The sequence below is a fragment of the Modestobacter muralis genome, from assembly GCF_010682105.1.
Lineage (GTDB): Bacteria > Actinomycetota > Actinomycetes > Mycobacteriales > Geodermatophilaceae > Modestobacter > Modestobacter muralis.
This window is the reverse complement of the sequence record NZ_JAAGWH010000019.1, coordinates 16,772-31,192: the sequence shown is the minus strand read 5'-3', so window position 1 is coordinate 31,192 and position 14,421 is coordinate 16,772. Positions and strand designations below refer to the sequence as shown.

The 14,421-nt window shown below is 75.7% G+C and carries 16 protein-coding genes, 1 tRNA gene and 1 pseudogene; 11 read left to right on the top strand and 7 right to left on the bottom strand.

What is annotated here, in order from left to right; translation table 11 throughout:
* Positions 1-95 precede the first annotated feature (95 nt).
* From rph to GCU67_RS08920, 4 genes are all read left to right on the top strand, one after another.
* The gene (gene rph / locus GCU67_RS08935; RefSeq protein ID WP_163610872.1) at positions 96-818 is read left to right on the top strand and encodes a ribonuclease PH; all 723 of its coding nucleotides are present in this window, start codon (positions 96-98) and stop codon (positions 816-818) included.
* Positions 815-1,423, top strand: a complete 609-nt coding sequence (gene rdgB / locus GCU67_RS08930; protein WP_163610871.1) for an RdgB/HAM1 family non-canonical purine NTP pyrophosphatase — start codon at positions 815-817, stop codon at positions 1,421-1,423. Before rph ends, rdgB begins: the two co-directional genes overlap by 4 nt.
* A 113-nt stretch (positions 1,424-1,536) precedes the next feature.
* Complete coding sequence (locus tag GCU67_RS08925; protein WP_163610870.1) at positions 1,537-2,151, top strand: TasA family protein; 615 nt, start codon at positions 1,537-1,539, stop codon at positions 2,149-2,151.
* 46 nt (positions 2,152-2,197) lie between these two features.
* On the top strand, positions 2,198-3,118 hold the full coding sequence (locus GCU67_RS08920; protein ID WP_163610869.1) for a DUF6910 family protein: 921 nt from the start codon (positions 2,198-2,200) through the stop codon (positions 3,116-3,118).
* 1 nt (position 3,119) lies between these two features.
* Here GCU67_RS08920 and GCU67_RS08915 read toward each other — a convergent pair.
* Positions 3,120-3,200, bottom strand: a tRNA-Leu gene (locus GCU67_RS08915).
* Between the two features lie 148 nt (positions 3,201-3,348).
* Here GCU67_RS08915 and GCU67_RS08910 point away from each other — a divergent pair.
* The 5 genes and pseudogenes from GCU67_RS08910 to GCU67_RS08890 form a co-directional block, all read left to right on the top strand.
* Complete coding sequence (locus GCU67_RS08910; protein ID WP_163610868.1) at positions 3,349-3,624, top strand: DUF3618 domain-containing protein; 276 nt, start codon at positions 3,349-3,351, stop codon at positions 3,622-3,624.
* A 92-nt stretch (positions 3,625-3,716) separates the two neighbouring features.
* A complete protein-coding gene (locus tag GCU67_RS08905) occupies positions 3,717-4,214 on the top strand; it encodes a DUF427 domain-containing protein (protein WP_163610867.1) in 498 nt (165 codons plus the stop codon).
* 86 nt (positions 4,215-4,300) lie between these two features.
* Complete coding sequence (locus tag GCU67_RS08900; protein WP_163610866.1) at positions 4,301-4,594, top strand: metal-sensing transcriptional repressor; 294 nt, start codon at positions 4,301-4,303, stop codon at positions 4,592-4,594.
* 25 nt (positions 4,595-4,619) lie between these two features.
* Complete coding sequence (locus tag GCU67_RS08895) at positions 4,620-4,823, top strand: heavy-metal-associated domain-containing protein (protein ID WP_338104885.1); 204 nt, start codon at positions 4,620-4,622, stop codon at positions 4,821-4,823.
* A pseudogene (locus GCU67_RS08890) lies at positions 4,820-5,848 on the top strand (heavy metal translocating P-type ATPase); the annotation flags it as partial. The gene GCU67_RS08895 and the pseudogene GCU67_RS08890, both read left to right, overlap by 4 nt.
* 72 nt (positions 5,849-5,920) lie before the next feature.
* On the opposite strand, the gene GCU67_RS08885 reads toward GCU67_RS08890, so the two are convergent.
* Positions 5,921-6,418 (bottom strand): TetR/AcrR family transcriptional regulator, encoded by a 498-nt coding sequence (locus GCU67_RS08885; RefSeq protein WP_246214846.1) that lies wholly within the window; start codon positions 6,416-6,418, stop codon positions 5,921-5,923.
* 252 nt (positions 6,419-6,670) lie between these two features.
* Between GCU67_RS08885 and GCU67_RS08880 the strand changes: the two genes are divergently transcribed.
* On the top strand, positions 6,671-7,750 hold the full coding sequence (locus GCU67_RS08880) for an EAL domain-containing protein (RefSeq protein ID WP_163610865.1): 1,080 nt from the start codon (positions 6,671-6,673) through the stop codon (positions 7,748-7,750).
* A gap of 133 nt (positions 7,751-7,883) precedes the next feature.
* Here the strand turns inward: GCU67_RS08880 and GCU67_RS08875 are convergent, their stop codons facing one another.
* Together GCU67_RS08875 and GCU67_RS08870 are read right to left on the bottom strand one after the other, a co-directional pair.
* A complete protein-coding gene (locus GCU67_RS08875; protein ID WP_163610864.1) occupies positions 7,884-8,483 on the bottom strand; it encodes a histidine phosphatase family protein in 600 nt (199 codons plus the stop codon).
* The gene (locus GCU67_RS08870) at positions 8,476-9,741 is read right to left on the bottom strand and encodes an MFS transporter (protein ID WP_211661057.1); all 1,266 of its coding nucleotides are present in this window, start codon (positions 9,739-9,741) and stop codon (positions 8,476-8,478) included. The genes GCU67_RS08875 and GCU67_RS08870 overlap by 8 nt, the downstream gene beginning before the upstream one ends.
* A 169-nt stretch (positions 9,742-9,910) precedes the next feature.
* Here GCU67_RS08870 and GCU67_RS08865 point away from each other — a divergent pair, with 169 nt between their 5' ends.
* Positions 9,911-10,768, top strand: a complete 858-nt coding sequence (locus tag GCU67_RS08865) for an aldo/keto reductase (RefSeq protein WP_163610862.1) — start codon at positions 9,911-9,913, stop codon at positions 10,766-10,768.
* 78 nt (positions 10,769-10,846) lie between these two features.
* Here the strand turns inward: GCU67_RS08865 and GCU67_RS08860 are convergent, their stop codons facing one another.
* From GCU67_RS08860 to GCU67_RS08850, 3 genes are read right to left on the bottom strand one after another with little or no spacing between them, the layout of a single operon-like run.
* On the bottom strand, positions 10,847-11,938 hold the full coding sequence (locus GCU67_RS08860; RefSeq protein ID WP_163610861.1) for an NAD-dependent epimerase/dehydratase family protein: 1,092 nt from the start codon (positions 11,936-11,938) through the stop codon (positions 10,847-10,849).
* 30 nt (positions 11,939-11,968) lie between these two features.
* On the bottom strand, positions 11,969-13,054 hold the full coding sequence (locus GCU67_RS08855) for a DNA glycosylase AlkZ-like family protein (RefSeq protein WP_163610860.1): 1,086 nt from the start codon (positions 13,052-13,054) through the stop codon (positions 11,969-11,971).
* Positions 13,055-13,082: 28 nt separating this feature from the next.
* Positions 13,083-14,354 (bottom strand): PP2C family protein-serine/threonine phosphatase, encoded by a 1,272-nt coding sequence (locus GCU67_RS08850; protein ID WP_338104884.1) that lies wholly within the window; start codon positions 14,352-14,354, stop codon positions 13,083-13,085.
* Between the last annotated feature and the right edge of the window lie 67 nt (positions 14,355-14,421).

Here is a 14,421-nt window from a genome sequence, read left to right as displayed (position 1 = left end):
GCATCCGTCGTGCGCTCGTGGTCGTCTCCGGGCCCGGGAGGTGACCACGAGCGCACGACGGTGGGCCGGGGCGGGCGTCAGTACCCTCGGACGGCGTGACCCGCCCCGACGGCCGCAGTGCCGACCAGCTCCGCCCGGTGACCATCACCCGCAACTGGCTCGACCACGCCGAGGGCTCGGTGCTGGTGGAGTTCGGCCGCACCCGCGTGCTCTGCGCCGCCAGCGTCACCGAGGGCGTGCCGCGCTGGCGCAAGGGCTCGGGCCTGGGCTGGGTCACCGCCGAGTACTCGATGCTGCCGCGGGCCACCCACACCCGCAACGACCGCGAGTCGGTCAAGGGCAAGGTCGGTGGCCGCACCCACGAGATCAGCAGGCTCATCGGGCGCTCGCTGCGGGCGAGCATCGACCTGTCTGCCCTGGGCGAGAACAGCATCGCGCTGGACTGCGACGTCCTGCAGGCCGACGGGGGCACCCGCACCGCGGCCATCACCGGGGCCTACGTGGCGCTGGCCGACGCCGTGTCCTGGCTGGGGGAGCGCAAGAAGCTCGCCCGGCCCACCGCGATCACCCAGTCGGTCGCCGCGATCAGCGTCGGTGTCATCGACGGCGAGCCGCGGCTGGACCTCGCCTACGAGGAGGACGTGCGCGCCGGCACCGACATGAACGTCGTCTGCACCGCCGACGGCAACTTCGTGGAGGTCCAGGGGACGGCGGAGGGCGCGGTCTTCGACCGGCCGACCCTCGACCAGCTGCTCGACCTCGCCGTCGCCGGCTGCGCCGAGCTGACCGCGCTGCAGCAGCAGGCCCTCTCGGCATGAGCCGCCTGCTGCTGGCCACCCGCAACGCCGGCAAGCTCGCCGAGCTGCAGCGGCTGCTGACCACCGCCGTCCCCGGGGTCGAGGTGCTCGGTCTGCGCGACGTCGAGGAGTACCCGGAGGCCCCGGAGACCGGCGCCACGTTCGAGGACAACGCGCTGCTCAAGGCGCGCGAGGCGGTCCGGTACACGGGGCTGCCCGCGGTCGCCGACGACTCGGGGATCGCCGTCGACGCGCTCAACGGCATGCCCGGCGTGCTGTCCGCGCGCTGGTCGGGCCGGCACGGCGACGACCCGGCCAACACCGCGCTGCTGCTCGGTCAGCTCGCCGACGTGCCCGAGGAGCGGCGCGGTGCGGCGTTCGTCTGCGCCGCGGCGCTGGTGACCCCGGACGGCGTCGAGCACGTGCTGCGGGCCGAGTGGCGCGGGCGGGTGATCGCCGCGGGCCGGGGGACCCACGGCTTCGGCTACGACCCGGTGTTCGTGCCCGAGGGGCTGGAGCTCACCGCCGCGGAGCTGTCGCCGGCGGAGAAGGACGCGCGCAGCCACCGCGGTCAGGCGTTCACCGCGCTGCTGCCGGTGGTCGCGCAGGTGCTGGGCGGTCGCTGACCGCACTCCTTGCGGAGGTCTTGTGGGTGCGTGGGGCCGGGCGTGCGGTTCCCCGTCGAGGGTCAGCGGTGTCGGCGGGAGGGCCCCCGGCGCACCGAGCCTCGAGGAGTGACGTGAACGCCAGCAGCACCCAGCGCCCCGCCCGGCGGATGACCGCGGCCAGGCTCATCGGGTCGGTCGGTGTCGTCGGCGCCGCCGCGGCCGTTGCCGGGATGGGCACCTTCGGTGCCTTCACCGACAGCACCACCCCCGCTGCGGTCTCCGTCGAGTCCGGCGTGGTCTCCATCGCGCTGTCCGCCGCCGACGGCACGGCCAGCGTCCCGCTCTCCTTCGCCGGCGTGGTCCCCGGCGCCTCGATCACCCGCGCCATCGACCTGGTCAACGACGGGAGCTCGGCGCTGGCCTCGGTCGACCTGACGACCGCCGCCACCACCTCCAGCGTCCTGGACACCGACACGGTCCACGGCCTGCAGATGTCCGTGCAGTCCTGCTCCGTCGCCTGGACCACCGACCTGGACTGCACCGGCACCGTGCGCACCCTGCAGACCGCCGGCCCCGTCGTCCGCACCACCACACTGACCGCACCGGCCAGCCTCGCGGCGGGGGCCACCGACCACCTGGCCGTGACCCTGCAGCTGCCCGCCTCGGCCGGCGACGCGTTCGAGCAGCAGACCAGTGAGCTCGCGCTGACCTTCCGCGCCGTCCAGCGGGCCGGCACCGCCCGCTGACCTGTGCGGCCGCGCGCGGCCCGGTCCGGCGCGGCACAGTGGCGGCATGCGCGTGACGGTGGACGGCGTCCGGGAGCTCCGGTTCGACGACGGGAGCCCGGTGACGGCCGCCTCGGCGGTCGCCCCGCTGGGGAACGGCTGGCTGGTGGCGCAGGACGACGCCACCTCCGCGGCCTGGGTGCGCCCGGACGGAGTCCACCCGGTGGGGCTGCTGCCGCCCGTCGAGGGCCACGACCGGTTCACCGAGGCGGCCGGGACGAAGCAGCTCAAGCCCGACCTCGAGGTCGCCTGCCCGGCCGAGGTCGACGGTGAGCCGGCCGTGCTGCTGCTCGGGTCGGGCTCCACGCCGCGGCGGATGCGCGGGGTGCTGGTCCAACTGGTCGACGGCGAGCCGGTGGTCGCGGCCGCGGAGCTCGGCCCGCTGTACGCACGGGTCGCCGACGTCCTGGGGACGCCGTTGGAGCAGCTGAACCTGGAGGGCGCCAGCCGCTCGGGCGGCACCGTCCGCTGGTTCCAGCGCGGCAACCTGGCCGCCGGCGTGCCCTCGGCCGGTGTCGACGTCCCGCTGGCCGCGCTGGTCGACGCCGTCCGCGGGGGCACCGACCCCGCCGCGGTGGCGGTGACCGCGCCCGGCACCCACGACCTGGGGGAGGTGGCCGGCGTGGGGCTGGCCGTCACCGACGCGGTCGCGCTGCCCGACGGGCGGCTGCTGCTCAGCGCTGCGGCGGAGGACACCCCGAACGCCGTCGACGACGGCCCGGTCGTGGCCGCGGCCCTGGTGCTCGTCGACGGGACCACCGTGCAGGCGGTCGCCCCGCTGCCCGAGGTGGCCGGCCGGGTGCTGAAGGTCGAGGGGCTGGCGCTGCGTTCGTCCGACGACCGCGAGGCCCGACTGCTGGCCGTCGTGGACGCCGACGACCCGGCCGCGCCGTCGGTGCTGCTGGAGCTGACCGTCCAGCTGGACTGAGTGCGAGAGGCGGGAGTCGAACCCGCACGCCCGAGGGCACCAGGACCTAAACCTGGCGTGGCTGCCGTTACACCACTCCCGCGTGACCCCGGAGTCTAGGAGAGGGCTGCCGGCGACCGGCCGCCCGCGGCGGGCCCGGCGTCCCCCGGACGGGTGTCCCCGTCGCGCGGACGTGGGAGGCGGTGGCCGCCGATCGGCCGAGGTGGCCGGCATCTGGCAGGCTGTCGCCCGTGCCACGCAGCCCCGAGCAGATCCAGCAGGAGATCGACGCCGCCCGAGAGTCCCTCGGGTCGACGTTGGACGAGCTGGCGTACCGCACCAACCCGACCCGGCTGAAGGCGCAGGGCAAGGCGAAGGCGCAGGCCTTCCTGGCCAGCCCGACCGGCATCGCCGTGGAGAGCGCCCTCGGCCTGGTCGTCACCCTTGTGGTGACCACCAAGGTCGTCCGCCGTGTGCGCAGCCGCCGCCGGGCGAAGGTCGTGGTCGGGCACACCCGCCGCCGCTGACCGCCTCCGGCGTCACACCCGGCCCGCACGGGCGGGTGGTCGCCGGTCGACGATCCCCGCACGGGGCGTCCGGCAGGGGCACACTCGGGCCCGTGCCGCACCCCACGCCCGCTCCCGCAGGTCCCGGCCAGGAGTCCGTCTGGGACTACCCCCGCCCCCCGTCCGCGCAGGTCACCGGCCGCCGCGTCGAGGTGACCGTCGGCGGGCAGGTCGTCGCCCGCACCGACCGCGCCGTGCGGGTCTGCGAGACCAGCCACCCGCCGGTCTACTACGTGCCGCGCGAGGACGTCGTCCCCGGCGTGCTGGAGCGCGGCGCCGGCTCGTCGTGGTGCGAGTTCAAGGGCCAGGCCACCTACTGGGACCTCGTCGTCGACGGCGTCCGGAGCCCCTCGGTCGCCTGGTCCTACGAGCGGCCCTCGCCCGGCTACGAGCAGCTGCGCGGCGCGCTGGCCTTCTACCCGAGCAAGGTGGACGGCGCGACGGTGGACGGCGAGCCGGTGCGGGCGCAGGCCGGGGACTTCTACGGCGGCTGGATCACCAGCGACGTGGTCGGCCCGTTCAAGGGGGAGCCGGGCACCCGCGGCTGGTGACCGGGCCGGCGACGTGCTGACGCCCCGCGTCGGCGAGCGGTGGCCGGGGACGGCGTACAGGTACCCCCGGGGGGTACCTTGAGGGCGTGACGGGCTACGCGGGGGAGAAGGACCAGCTGCTCGCGCGCCTCAAGCGCGTGGAGGGCCAGGTCCGCGGCATCGCACGGATGGTCGAGGACGACACGTACTGCATCGACGTGCTGACGCAGGTCTCCGCGGCCACCAAGGCGCTGCCGGCGGTCGCGCTCGGCCTGCTCGACGACCACCTCGCCCACTGCGTCCGCGACGCGGTGGCCAGCAGTGCCGCCGACGACGGCGCCGCGGCCGACGCGAAGATCGCCGAGGCCTCCGCTGCCATCGCCCGCCTCGTCCGTTCCTGACCCGACCGACCCTGAGGAGCCCCCTGTGCCCACCCTGGACTTCACCGTCACCGGCATGACCTGCCAGCACTGCGTCGCCTCGGTCACCGAGGAGGTCAGCGAGCTCGGCGTGACCGAGGTCGACGTCGACCTGGCCACCGGCCGCCTGCACGTCGTCGGTGACGTGACCGCCGAGCAGGTGCAGGCTGCGGTCGCCGAGGCCGGCAGCTACACCGCACAGCCCGCATGAGCGCCGGGCCGGAGGCGGCCCGGTCGCAGGCCCCGGCGCCGCTGGACGAGGTCCGCCTCGACATCACCGGGACGATCTGCGCCAGCTGCGCGAACCGGATCGAGCGCAAGCTCAACAAGCTCGACGGCGTCCAGGCCAGCGTCAACTACGCCACCGAGGCAGCCACGGTCCGGTACGACCCCACCGTCGTCGACACCGACCGGCTGCTGGACACCGTCGCCGCGGCCGGGTACTCCGCCGCGCTGCCGGTCCCGCCGGCCGCCGCCGACGAGCCGGCCGCCGACGCCCCCGCCCCGGAGGCCGCGCTGCGGCAGCGGCTGCTCCTCAGCGCCGCCCTCGCGCTGCCGGTGCTGGTGCTGTCGATGGTGCCGGCCTGGCAGTTCGAGAACTGGCAGTGGCTGGCACTGACGCTGGCCAGCCCGGTGGTCGTGTGGGGCGCGTGGCCGTTCCACCGCGCCGCCGTCGTCAACGCCCGGCACGGCGCCAGCACCATGGACACCCTCGTCTCGATCGGCATCAGCGCGGCGTACCTGTGGTCGCTGTGGGCGTTGTTCCTCGGCGACGCCGGCATGCCGGGCATGCGGATGAGCTTGACCCTGCTGCCCGAGCGCGGCGCCGGCACGCACGAGATCTACCTGGAGGTCGCCTCCGCGGTCACCGTCTTCCTGCTCGCCGGCCGGTGGGCCGAGGCCCGCGCCAAGCGCCGCTCCGGTGCCGCGCTGGCCGCGCTGCTCGAGCTCGGGGTGCGGGAGGCCGCCGTGCTGCGCGACGGCGTCGAGGTGCGGGTGCCGATCGCCGAGCTCGCCGTGGGCGACCGCTTCGTCGTCCGGCCGGGGGAGAAGGTGGCCACCGACGGCCTGGTGGTCAGCGGCAGCTCCGCGGTCGACCTGTCCATGCTGACCGGGGAGAGCGTCCCGGTCGAGGTCGCCGAGGGCGACCGGGTCACCGGCGCCACGGTCAACGTCGGCGGCCGGCTGGTCGTCGAGGCCACCCGGGTCGGCGCGGACACCACGCTGGCTCAGCTCGGCCGGCTGGTCACCCAGGCGCAGAGCGGCAAGGCCCAGGTGCGGCGGCCTGAGCCGCGCTGCCCCGGCCGCTCAGCCGGGGCAGCCGGCCCGGCGGGCGGCCAGCAGGGGCAGGACGACGTCGGCCAGGATCTCGTCGGCGTAGGCCTCGGTCACCGGCTGGCTGCTGAACAGCCAGCGCTGCAGGATCGGCGCGCTGGCCGAGGAGGACACCGCGCTGCCGGGCACGGAGTCGTCGACCTCGCCGCGCTCCACGGCGCGTGCCCAGACCTGGCGGTACATGATCGCCCACAGGTCCATCGGCCCGCTGCGGAAGGCCGTCCGCAGCGCCGGCTCGTGCGGCAGCGCCGACATCAGCGACAGGGTCGCGGCACCCAGCGGGCCGTTGACCGCCGACACCAGGCCGCGCAGCAGCAGCCGCAGGTCACCCTCCAGCGACCCGGTGTCGGGCAGCGTGATCGAGGAGGCGCTCAGGTCGGCGACGGCGTCGGCGACCAGGTCGGACTTGGTGCGCCAGCGGCGGTAGATCGTCGCCTTGCCCACCCCGGCGGTGGCGGCCACGGCGTCCATGGTCAGGCCCGCGTACCCCGACTCGGCCAGGACCGCGAGGATGGCCGAGCGGATGGCCCCGTCCCGCGAGGGGTCGCGGGGGCGACCACCGCGACCAGGTCGGTCGCCGTCAGGGGCAGTCAGCTCGGACACGACTAGACCCTAGTCCAGTTGATCATCGTTCCCACTGTGACGCGGACCGCATCTACACCACTGCGCAGAGGCGCCGCGCGCCTGCGGTGAGTCGCGGAGGTGGTCGGTCATCCTGCTGCCGTGACCGGCCCCGTCGACTCCGTGCGTCCCTCGTGGGAGACCCCGCGGTCTGCCCGCCGTCTGCTCCTGGCCAGCACCCTCACCCACGTGCTGCCCAGCATCTCCCGGGTCGCCGGGGCGATGGGCCTGCGGATCGGCACCGCTCCCGGGCTGCTGGACGTCGTCGACGACGAGGGCGGCCGGCGGATCGACCGGCTGCTGCAGCGGCTGGCCCGCGAGCTGACCTCCGCCGAGACCGAGGCCGTGCGGGTGACCACCGACCCGCCCGCGGACGGCGTCGCCCTGGCCACCCGGCTGCTCACCGCGCCGACCCTGGCCGTCGAGCTCGCGCGCCGCGGCATCACCGTGGAGATGGGCCTGCTCACCGGCGCCGAGCTGTGGCCGGTCTACCAGCCGATCATGTCGCTGACCTCCGGCGGGATGGTCGGCCACGAGGCCCTGCTGCGCGGGCGGGTCGACGGCCGCGAGGTCGGCGGCGGCGACCTGTTCTTCCTCGCCGAGCGCGCCGGGTGGGCCGACCGGCTGGACCGGCTGGCCCGGGAGGCCGCGATCCGCAACGCCGCCGGCTGGCTGGGCGGTGCCGACCTGTACGTCAACTCCGACCCGGCCGCGGTCCACCGGCCCTCGGTCTGCCTGGCCAGCACCGAGCGGGCCGTGCACGAGGCCGGGATCGACCCCCGGCAGCTGGTGTTCGAGGTGGTCGCCTCGCACGCGGTGACCGACCGGGAGCACCTGCTGTCGGTGCTGGAGCACCACCGCTCGCTGGGCTGGCGGGTCGCCCTGGACGACGTCGGCGTCGGCTGGTCCAGCCTGGCGCTGGTGTCGGTCGTGCGCCCGGACGTCGTCAAGCTCAGCAAGGCGCTGGTCGCCCGGCTGCACGAGCCCGGCCCCAACGCGATCGCCCGGGCGCTGACCGAGCTGACCCACCTGCACGGCGGCACGGTCGTGGCCGAGGGCGTGGAGTCCGAGCTGATGGCCGACCAGGCGCGCGCCGTGGGCGCCGACCTGGGACAGGGCTGGCTGTTCGGCCACCCGGTGCGCCCCGAGCCGGAGTCCGAGCCGGAGCTCGTCCTCGTCTAGCGGCCCGCGTCCGCCGTCCGCCGTCCGCCGTCCGTCCGTCCGGGATCAGGTCACCTGATCGTGCGTGCTCCTGGCTCAGGGTGTGCGGTGAGCCAGGAGCACGCACGGTGATCTCAGCTGATCCCGGCGAGCCTCAGGGGCGGCCGGTGTTCCAGCCGATGAGGGCCGGCCAGTCGTGCTCGTGGCCCAGGACGCCGTAGCGGCCGGTGGCCAGCGGGAAGAGCGCGCCCTGCTCCGGACCGAAGCCCAGCCAGCGGGCGGTGAGGATGCGCAGCACGTGCCCGTGGGCGACCAGCGCGACGTCGCCGTCGGCCAGCAGCGGCCGGGCCCGCTCCAGCACCCGGTCGACGCGCTCGGCGACCTGGACCAGGCTCTCCCCAGGGGAGTCGCCGGGTTCGGTGCCGTCGGTCCACAGCGACCACGGGTGGCCGAGCTCGTCGTGGATCTGCGGGGTGGTCTTCCCCTCCCACCGGCCGTAGTCGACCTCGACCAGGTCCGGCTCCAGCTCGGCGGTGATGCCGTGGTCGAACAGGCCGGCCAGCTCCGCGGTGCGCCGGGCCCGGGTCAGCGGGCTGACGAAGGCATGCGTGATCTGCCGCTCCGACAGCTCCGCCCGCAGCTTCCGCGCGTCGTCCTCCCCGCCGGGGAGCAGCGGCAGGTCGGTCAGCCCGGTGTGCTGCCCGCTCGTGCTCCACTCGGTCGCACCGTGCCGGACGACGACGATCTCACCCACGACGTGCCTCCTCTGCGGGCGCCGCTGACGGCCCCGCGTCTCGTGCTGCCTCGGTCCGTCCGCCGGCGGACGCCGCCCCGGCGACGGCCATCACGGCCACTGAGCCACAGATGACCAGCAACGGTGCGGTCCAACCGCCCGTCGCGTCGTGCACGGCCCCGACGACCAGGGGTCCGGTGGCCGCCACGACGTAGCCCCCGCCCTGCACCATCGCTGACAGCTGCCGGTTCCGGGTGAGGTCGCCCGAGCGACGCACGATCGCGATGAAGATGACGGTGATGCCGCCGCCCTGCGCCGCGCCGGCGAGGCTGCACCACAGCGGCCACAGCGCCGGGGCGACGAGCAGGCCGATCGGCAGCGTCGCCCAGAACGCGGTGACGGCCAGCAGCACGAGCGCCGGGCGCTTCCACCAGGCGACCAGGGCGGGCACGGAGAACGCGCCGACCACCGCCAGCACCTGGAACAGCGAGGAGCTCACCCCGGCCTGGGCCCTGGTCAGGCCGTTCTCGTCGGCCAGCAGCGTCGGCAGCCAGGCGGTCGCGCCGTAGTAGCTGAACGCCTGGCCGGCGAAGGCCAGCGTCAGGCCCCAGGCCACCGGGCTGCGCCACACCGAGGGGCCCGGGGCGGCGGCCGGCGGCGGGGGAGGGGCGGTGCCCGCGGCCTCGGCGGCGGCGGCGCGGGCCACCTGGCGGCGCAGCGCGGTGGTCCAGACGGCGGCGGCGAGCACGACCAGCAGGCCCCACGTGGCCAGCGCGAGCTGCCAGCCGACGAGGTCGGCCAGCGGCGCGGTGAGCGCGGAGGTCGTCGTCGCCCCGACGTTGAGCGCCGCGGTGTAGGCCGCGGTGACGATGTTGGTGGCGCCGGGGAAGTCACGGCCGATGACCACCGGGACGACGACGTTGCCCACGGTGATGCCCAGCCCGATCACCACCGTGCCGGCGATGGCCGCGGTCGGGCTGCCCAGCGACCGCAGCACCGTCCCGGCGAGGACCCCGGCCAGCGAGACGAGCACCGCCCGGTGCACGCCACTGCGGGCGATCAGCAGCGAGGCCAGCGGGGCGGCCAGGCCGAAGCACAGCACCGGGATGCTGGTCAGCAGGCCGATCGTGCCCGCGCCCACGCGGAGGTCCCGCTGCAGGTCCTCGACCACCGGGGCGACCGCGACCAGCGGCCCGCGGAGGTTCAGCGCGACCAGCAGCACCCCGACCAGGAGCAGCACCGGCAGGGCCGTCGTCCCGGCCCGCCGTGTCGGTTGCACCGGACCACCTTCCCCCACCGGAGCCCGCCGTCCAGCATGCGCACAGCGACTGTGCGGACCCTCACATGACCCGGGGCCGGGAAGGACGGGCGCCCGGGAGCCCTTGTAGGAGCGGGACCCCGCAGGCCGCAGCCGCAGGTCCCACCCGACTCGAGCACCTGGAGGACCCATGACCGCCCCCACCACCACCCCGCTCACCTTCGACCTCGGCGGCGACCTCACCGTCCACCGTCTCGGCTACGGCGCCATGCAGCTCACCGGCCCGGGCGTCTGGGGCGAGCCGGCCGACCGCGCGGGCGCGCTCGCCGTGGTCAAGGCCGCGATCGAGCAGGGCGTCGACTTCATCGACACCGCCGACTCCTACGGCCCGCAGGTCAGCGAGCAGATCATCGCCGAGGCCGCGTTCCCGTACCCGGACGGTCTGGTCATCGGCACCAAGGCCGGCCTGACCCGCACCGGCCCCGGCGTCTGGCCCCCGGTCGGTCGCCCGGCCTACCTCAAGCAGCAGGTGGAGCTGTCCCTGCGCAACCTCAAGGTCGACCGGATCGACCTGATCCAGCTGCACCGCATCGACCCCGAGGTGCCGCTGGCCGACCAGCTCGGTGCCTTCGCCGAGCTCAAGGAGGAGGGCAAGGTCCGCCACATCGGCGTCTCCGAGGTCTCCGTCGACGAGCTCAAGGCCGCCCGCGAGATCACCGAGATCGTCTCCGTGCAGAACTTGTACAACCTGACCAACCGGCAGTCCGCGGACGTGCTGGCCTACGCCGAGGCCGAGGGCATCGCGTTCATCCCGTGGTTCCCGATCGCCACCGGTGACCTGGCCAAGCCCGACAGCCCGGTGGCCGAGGTGGCGCGCGAGCTCGACGCCACCCCCTCGCAGGTGGCGCTGGCCTGGCTGCTGCAGAAGTCGCCGGTCATCCTGCCCATCCCGGGCACGAAGTCGATCGACCACCTGACCGAGAACATGGGCGCCGCGCAGCTGATGCTGTCCGCCGAGGACATGGCCAAGCTCGACGCCCTCGCCTGAGCTCCGGCACAGCCGACGTCGGCCGGGTCCCCGCACGGGGGCCCGGCCGTCGTCGTGTCGGGGCGAGGGGGTCCTTCCTCAGGCGGGGGTGTGCTCCGGGCCGGTGCCCGGGTGGAGCAGCGGGCCCTCGCCACCGTGGCCGGCGCCGAGCGCGGCGACGAAGTCGCGCAGCACGTCACCGCCGCTGTGCTTGGCGCGCCAGCCCAGCACCGTGCGGGCCCGGGTCGTGTCCATCGGCGGCACGCCCAGGCCCAGGTCCAGCCAGCCCGGCTCGATCTGCAGCAGCCGGGACAGGAACGCCGCCTGCATCCCGGTGCGCAGCACCACCGCGGGCACGGCCACCCGCTTCATCCCAAGCGCCCCGGCCAGGCCCGCGGCGTCGAAGTTCGGCGGGGCGGTCACGTTGAACGCACCGCCGGCCCGGCGGTCCAGGGCGCGGGCGATCACGTCGGCCACGTCGTCGGCGTGCACCACCCCGATCGACAGGTCCGGGATCGGCAGCGGGAGCACCTTGGCCACCACGCCGGCCACCGGCGCGGGCAGCGCGCGGGCCGCCGGGAAGAGCACCGGGCCGAGGAAGTAACGGCCGATCTCGCTGGCCGCGTCGGGCTGGAGCACCAGCGTCGGGCGGATCGCGGTGACGGTGGTCCCCGGGTTCGCGGCGTCGAACGCGCGGAGCATCCGCTCGCACTCGGCCTTGAGCCGGCTGTACTGCGAGCTCGGGACGCCGGTGGTGGGCCAGTCCTCGTTGACCGGGTGCGTCTGCGGCCCGGCGGCGTAGGTGCCGATCGAGGACAGGTGCACCACGTGCGTCACCCCGGCCGCGGCCGCGGCGGCCAGCACGCGGCGGGTGCCCTCGATGTTGACCCGCTGCAGCCGCTCCGGGTCCCGGTCGGGGATCAGGGCCCACGCCGAGTGGACGACCGCGTCGACGCCGTCGAGGAACTCCGCCAGCACGGGCTCGCTCTCCGGCGTCCCGAGGTCGGCGGTGTACCAGCGCACCCCGGCATAGGGGGCGGTCTCGGGGGGACGGCGGCGGGCGAGCCCGCGGACCTCGGTGACACCGGCGTCGGCGAGCGCGCGCAGCAGCGCCGTCCCGACGTTGCCGCTGGCGCCGGTGACGGCGACGGTCAGGCCGGGGAGCAGGGACGAGCCGGTGGGTTCAGCCATGACCGGGCGCTACCCGGATCGGCGCACCCCTCAACCGCCGACGGCGAGCCCGGCGAGCTCGGTGCCCCGGACGGCGGCCAGCCGCTCGGCCTCGGCCGCCAGCGCGGCGGCCGGGACGTCGCGCCACGGGTCGACCTGCACGGTCAGCCGCCGGCCTGCCTTGCGCGGCCGCCAGGTGCCGGCGACCTCGCCGTCGACCAGCACCGCCCCGGGGCGGCCGAGGGTGCGCCACAGGTCCGCCGCGTGCGCCGGGTCGGGCACCAGCAGGGCCCGGTCGCGGGTCTGCAGGTACGGGTCGAAGGGGCCCAGCAGCCGGGTCGTCCGTGCCGGGCCGGCACCGAGGCGGTCGGCGTCGGCGGCCAGCGCCCACCGCGGCTTGCCGTCCACCTGCACCTCGACCGCGTCGTCCGGCCAGTGCGCCCGCACGTCCCGCACCGGGGCGTCGAGGTACGCCGCCACCTGCTGCGGGGTGGCCGGGCCGTGCAGCCGCAGGTACCCGCGGACGACGTCCAGGTGCGCGGGCACCTCGGTCACGGGCACGAGCCCGGGGACCGGCTGGAGCACCGGGGGAGAGGTGCCCGGCTGCAGCTCCAGCCCGGCCCGCAGCGCGGCCAGCCGGAACGTCTGCTCGTACACGTGGACGGCGTTGCAGGGCCGGCACGCGCGCAGGTACGGGGCGTCCATCCGCTCGGTGAGCCGCCGCGACATCTCGCCCTTGACGGTGGGCGCGGCGACGATCTCCCGCATCGCCGACGCCATCGTGTCCAGCGCCGTGAGCACCGGGGTGCCGGCGGCCCGCAGTGGCCGTGCGCCGTCGAAGACGCGCTTCGCGGCGTCGGCCTCGGAGAACGGCGCGGTCGCCGCGACCACCCCAAGCAGGTCGGCGCGGCGGTACACGTGCGGCGCGCCGCGCAGCGTCCAGACCAGGGCCAGGTCACCGGCCGGGACGTCGTCCAGGCCGCGGACGGCGAGCGCCCAGCGGGCCGCCTCCGCGCCGGTGTCCTGCACACCGAGGTCGAGGACCCCGGTGTCGGCGAGCGTGCCCGCCGTCCGGTCGAGCTGGTGCGCGCGCACCCGGGACCCCAGCACGTCCGCCCGGGTCACCTGCACGGCCACGACGCCACCGTAGGGCCGGACGGGGGCGTCAGTCGATGCCCTCCGGCAGCCGGTTGGGGCCGGCCTCCGGCGGTCGGGGCCGGTCCTCCGGGTAGGTCCGCAGCGCCACCAGGGCCACGTCGTCCGCGCGGTCGTCGGGCACCAGCCGGGCGAGCAGGGTGTCGCAGAGCTCGTCGAGCGGGACCCCGCCCAGGTCGCCCAGGGCGGCGCGCAGCCGGGCCGTGCCCTCGTCGAGGTCGGACCCGCGGCGCTCGACCAGCCCGTCGGTGAACAGCAGCACGGTGGAGTCGTCGGGCAGCTCGATCGAGTGCTCGGTCCGCCGGGCGTCGGGGTCGACCCCGAGCATCAGGTCCGGCCTGGTGTCCAGGACCCGGCTGGTGCCGTCGGGGGACAGCACCACCGGCGCGGGGTGCCCGGCGTTGGTCCAGCGCAGGGTCCGGGTGCCCAGCACCGGCACGTCGGGACGCCGTTCCACCCGGGCGAGGAGCACGGTGGCCAGCGCGGTGACGGCCAGCCCCCGGGCGGCGTGCTCGGTCCGGGTCAGGGTCGCGGCGAGCGGCTCGTCGTTGTCGTAGGCCAGCGCGCGGAGCAGGCCGCGCAACTGCCCCATCGCCGCGGCGGCGTTGCTGTCGTGCCCGACCACGTCGCCGATGACGAGCACCGTCGCGCCGTCGGGCTGGAGGAAGGCGTCGTACCAGTCGCCACCGACCAGCGCGTGGTGCGCGGCGGGTCGGTACCGCACGACCACGTGCAGGTGGTCCGGCTCCGGCGGCGGGGTGAGCAGCGCCTGCTGCAGCCGGTCGGACAGCGCGCGCTCCGCGGCCGCCTGCTCCTCGAGCCGGCGCAGTTCGGCGGCCTGCGCCCCGGCGACGAGTCGGTCGGTGAGGTCGCGGAAGGAGACGACCACGCCGGTGATCACGCCGTCCTCGACCGTGGGGACGGCGATGAGCTCGACGGGCACCGGCCGGCCGGCCCGGTGCCAGAACACCTCGTCGGTGGCGGTGACCGTCTGCCCCGAGCGGATCGCCCGCCACACCGGGCACTCCTCGACCGGGTAGGGCGACCCGTCCCGCCGCCGTCCGTGCAGCAGCGCGTGCTGGTCGCCCCCGAGGAGCGCCTCCTGCTCGTACCCGGTGATCCGCACGGCGGCCGGGTTCGCGAACTCCACGCGGCCGGCGGCGTCCAGGCCGTAGATGCCGTCGGCGGCGTAGTGCAGCACCCGCTGCGTCAGTGCGAGCGCACGGGACAGCTCCGCCTGGACGGCGTGCAGTGCCGCCAGGTCGTCGCCTCCACCGCTCACCGTGCCCACCGACGTGATCCTCTCAGCCCTGCGGCCCGACGTGCCGCGGCGGCGGACAGCCCGCCCA

What these genes read in the sequence shown, in the direction of transcription:
- rdgB (WP_163610871.1), top strand. Translation starts at nt 815, where the DNA reads ATGAGCCGCCTGCTGCTGGCCACCCGCAACGCCGGCAAGCTCGCCGAG.
- GCU67_RS08920 (WP_163610869.1), top strand. Translation starts at nt 2,198, where the DNA reads ATGCGCGTGACGGTGGACGGCGTCCGGGAGCTCCGGTTCGACGACGGG.
- GCU67_RS08885 (WP_246214846.1), bottom strand. Translation starts at nt 6,418, where the DNA reads ATGGACGCCGTGGCCGCCACCGCCGGGGTGGGCAAGGCGACGATCTAC.
- GCU67_RS08865 (WP_163610862.1), top strand. Translation starts at nt 9,911, where the DNA reads ATGACCGCCCCCACCACCACCCCGCTCACCTTCGACCTCGGCGGCGAC.
- GCU67_RS08860 (WP_163610861.1), bottom strand. Translation starts at nt 11,938, where the DNA reads ATGGCTGAACCCACCGGCTCGTCCCTGCTCCCCGGCCTGACCGTCGCC.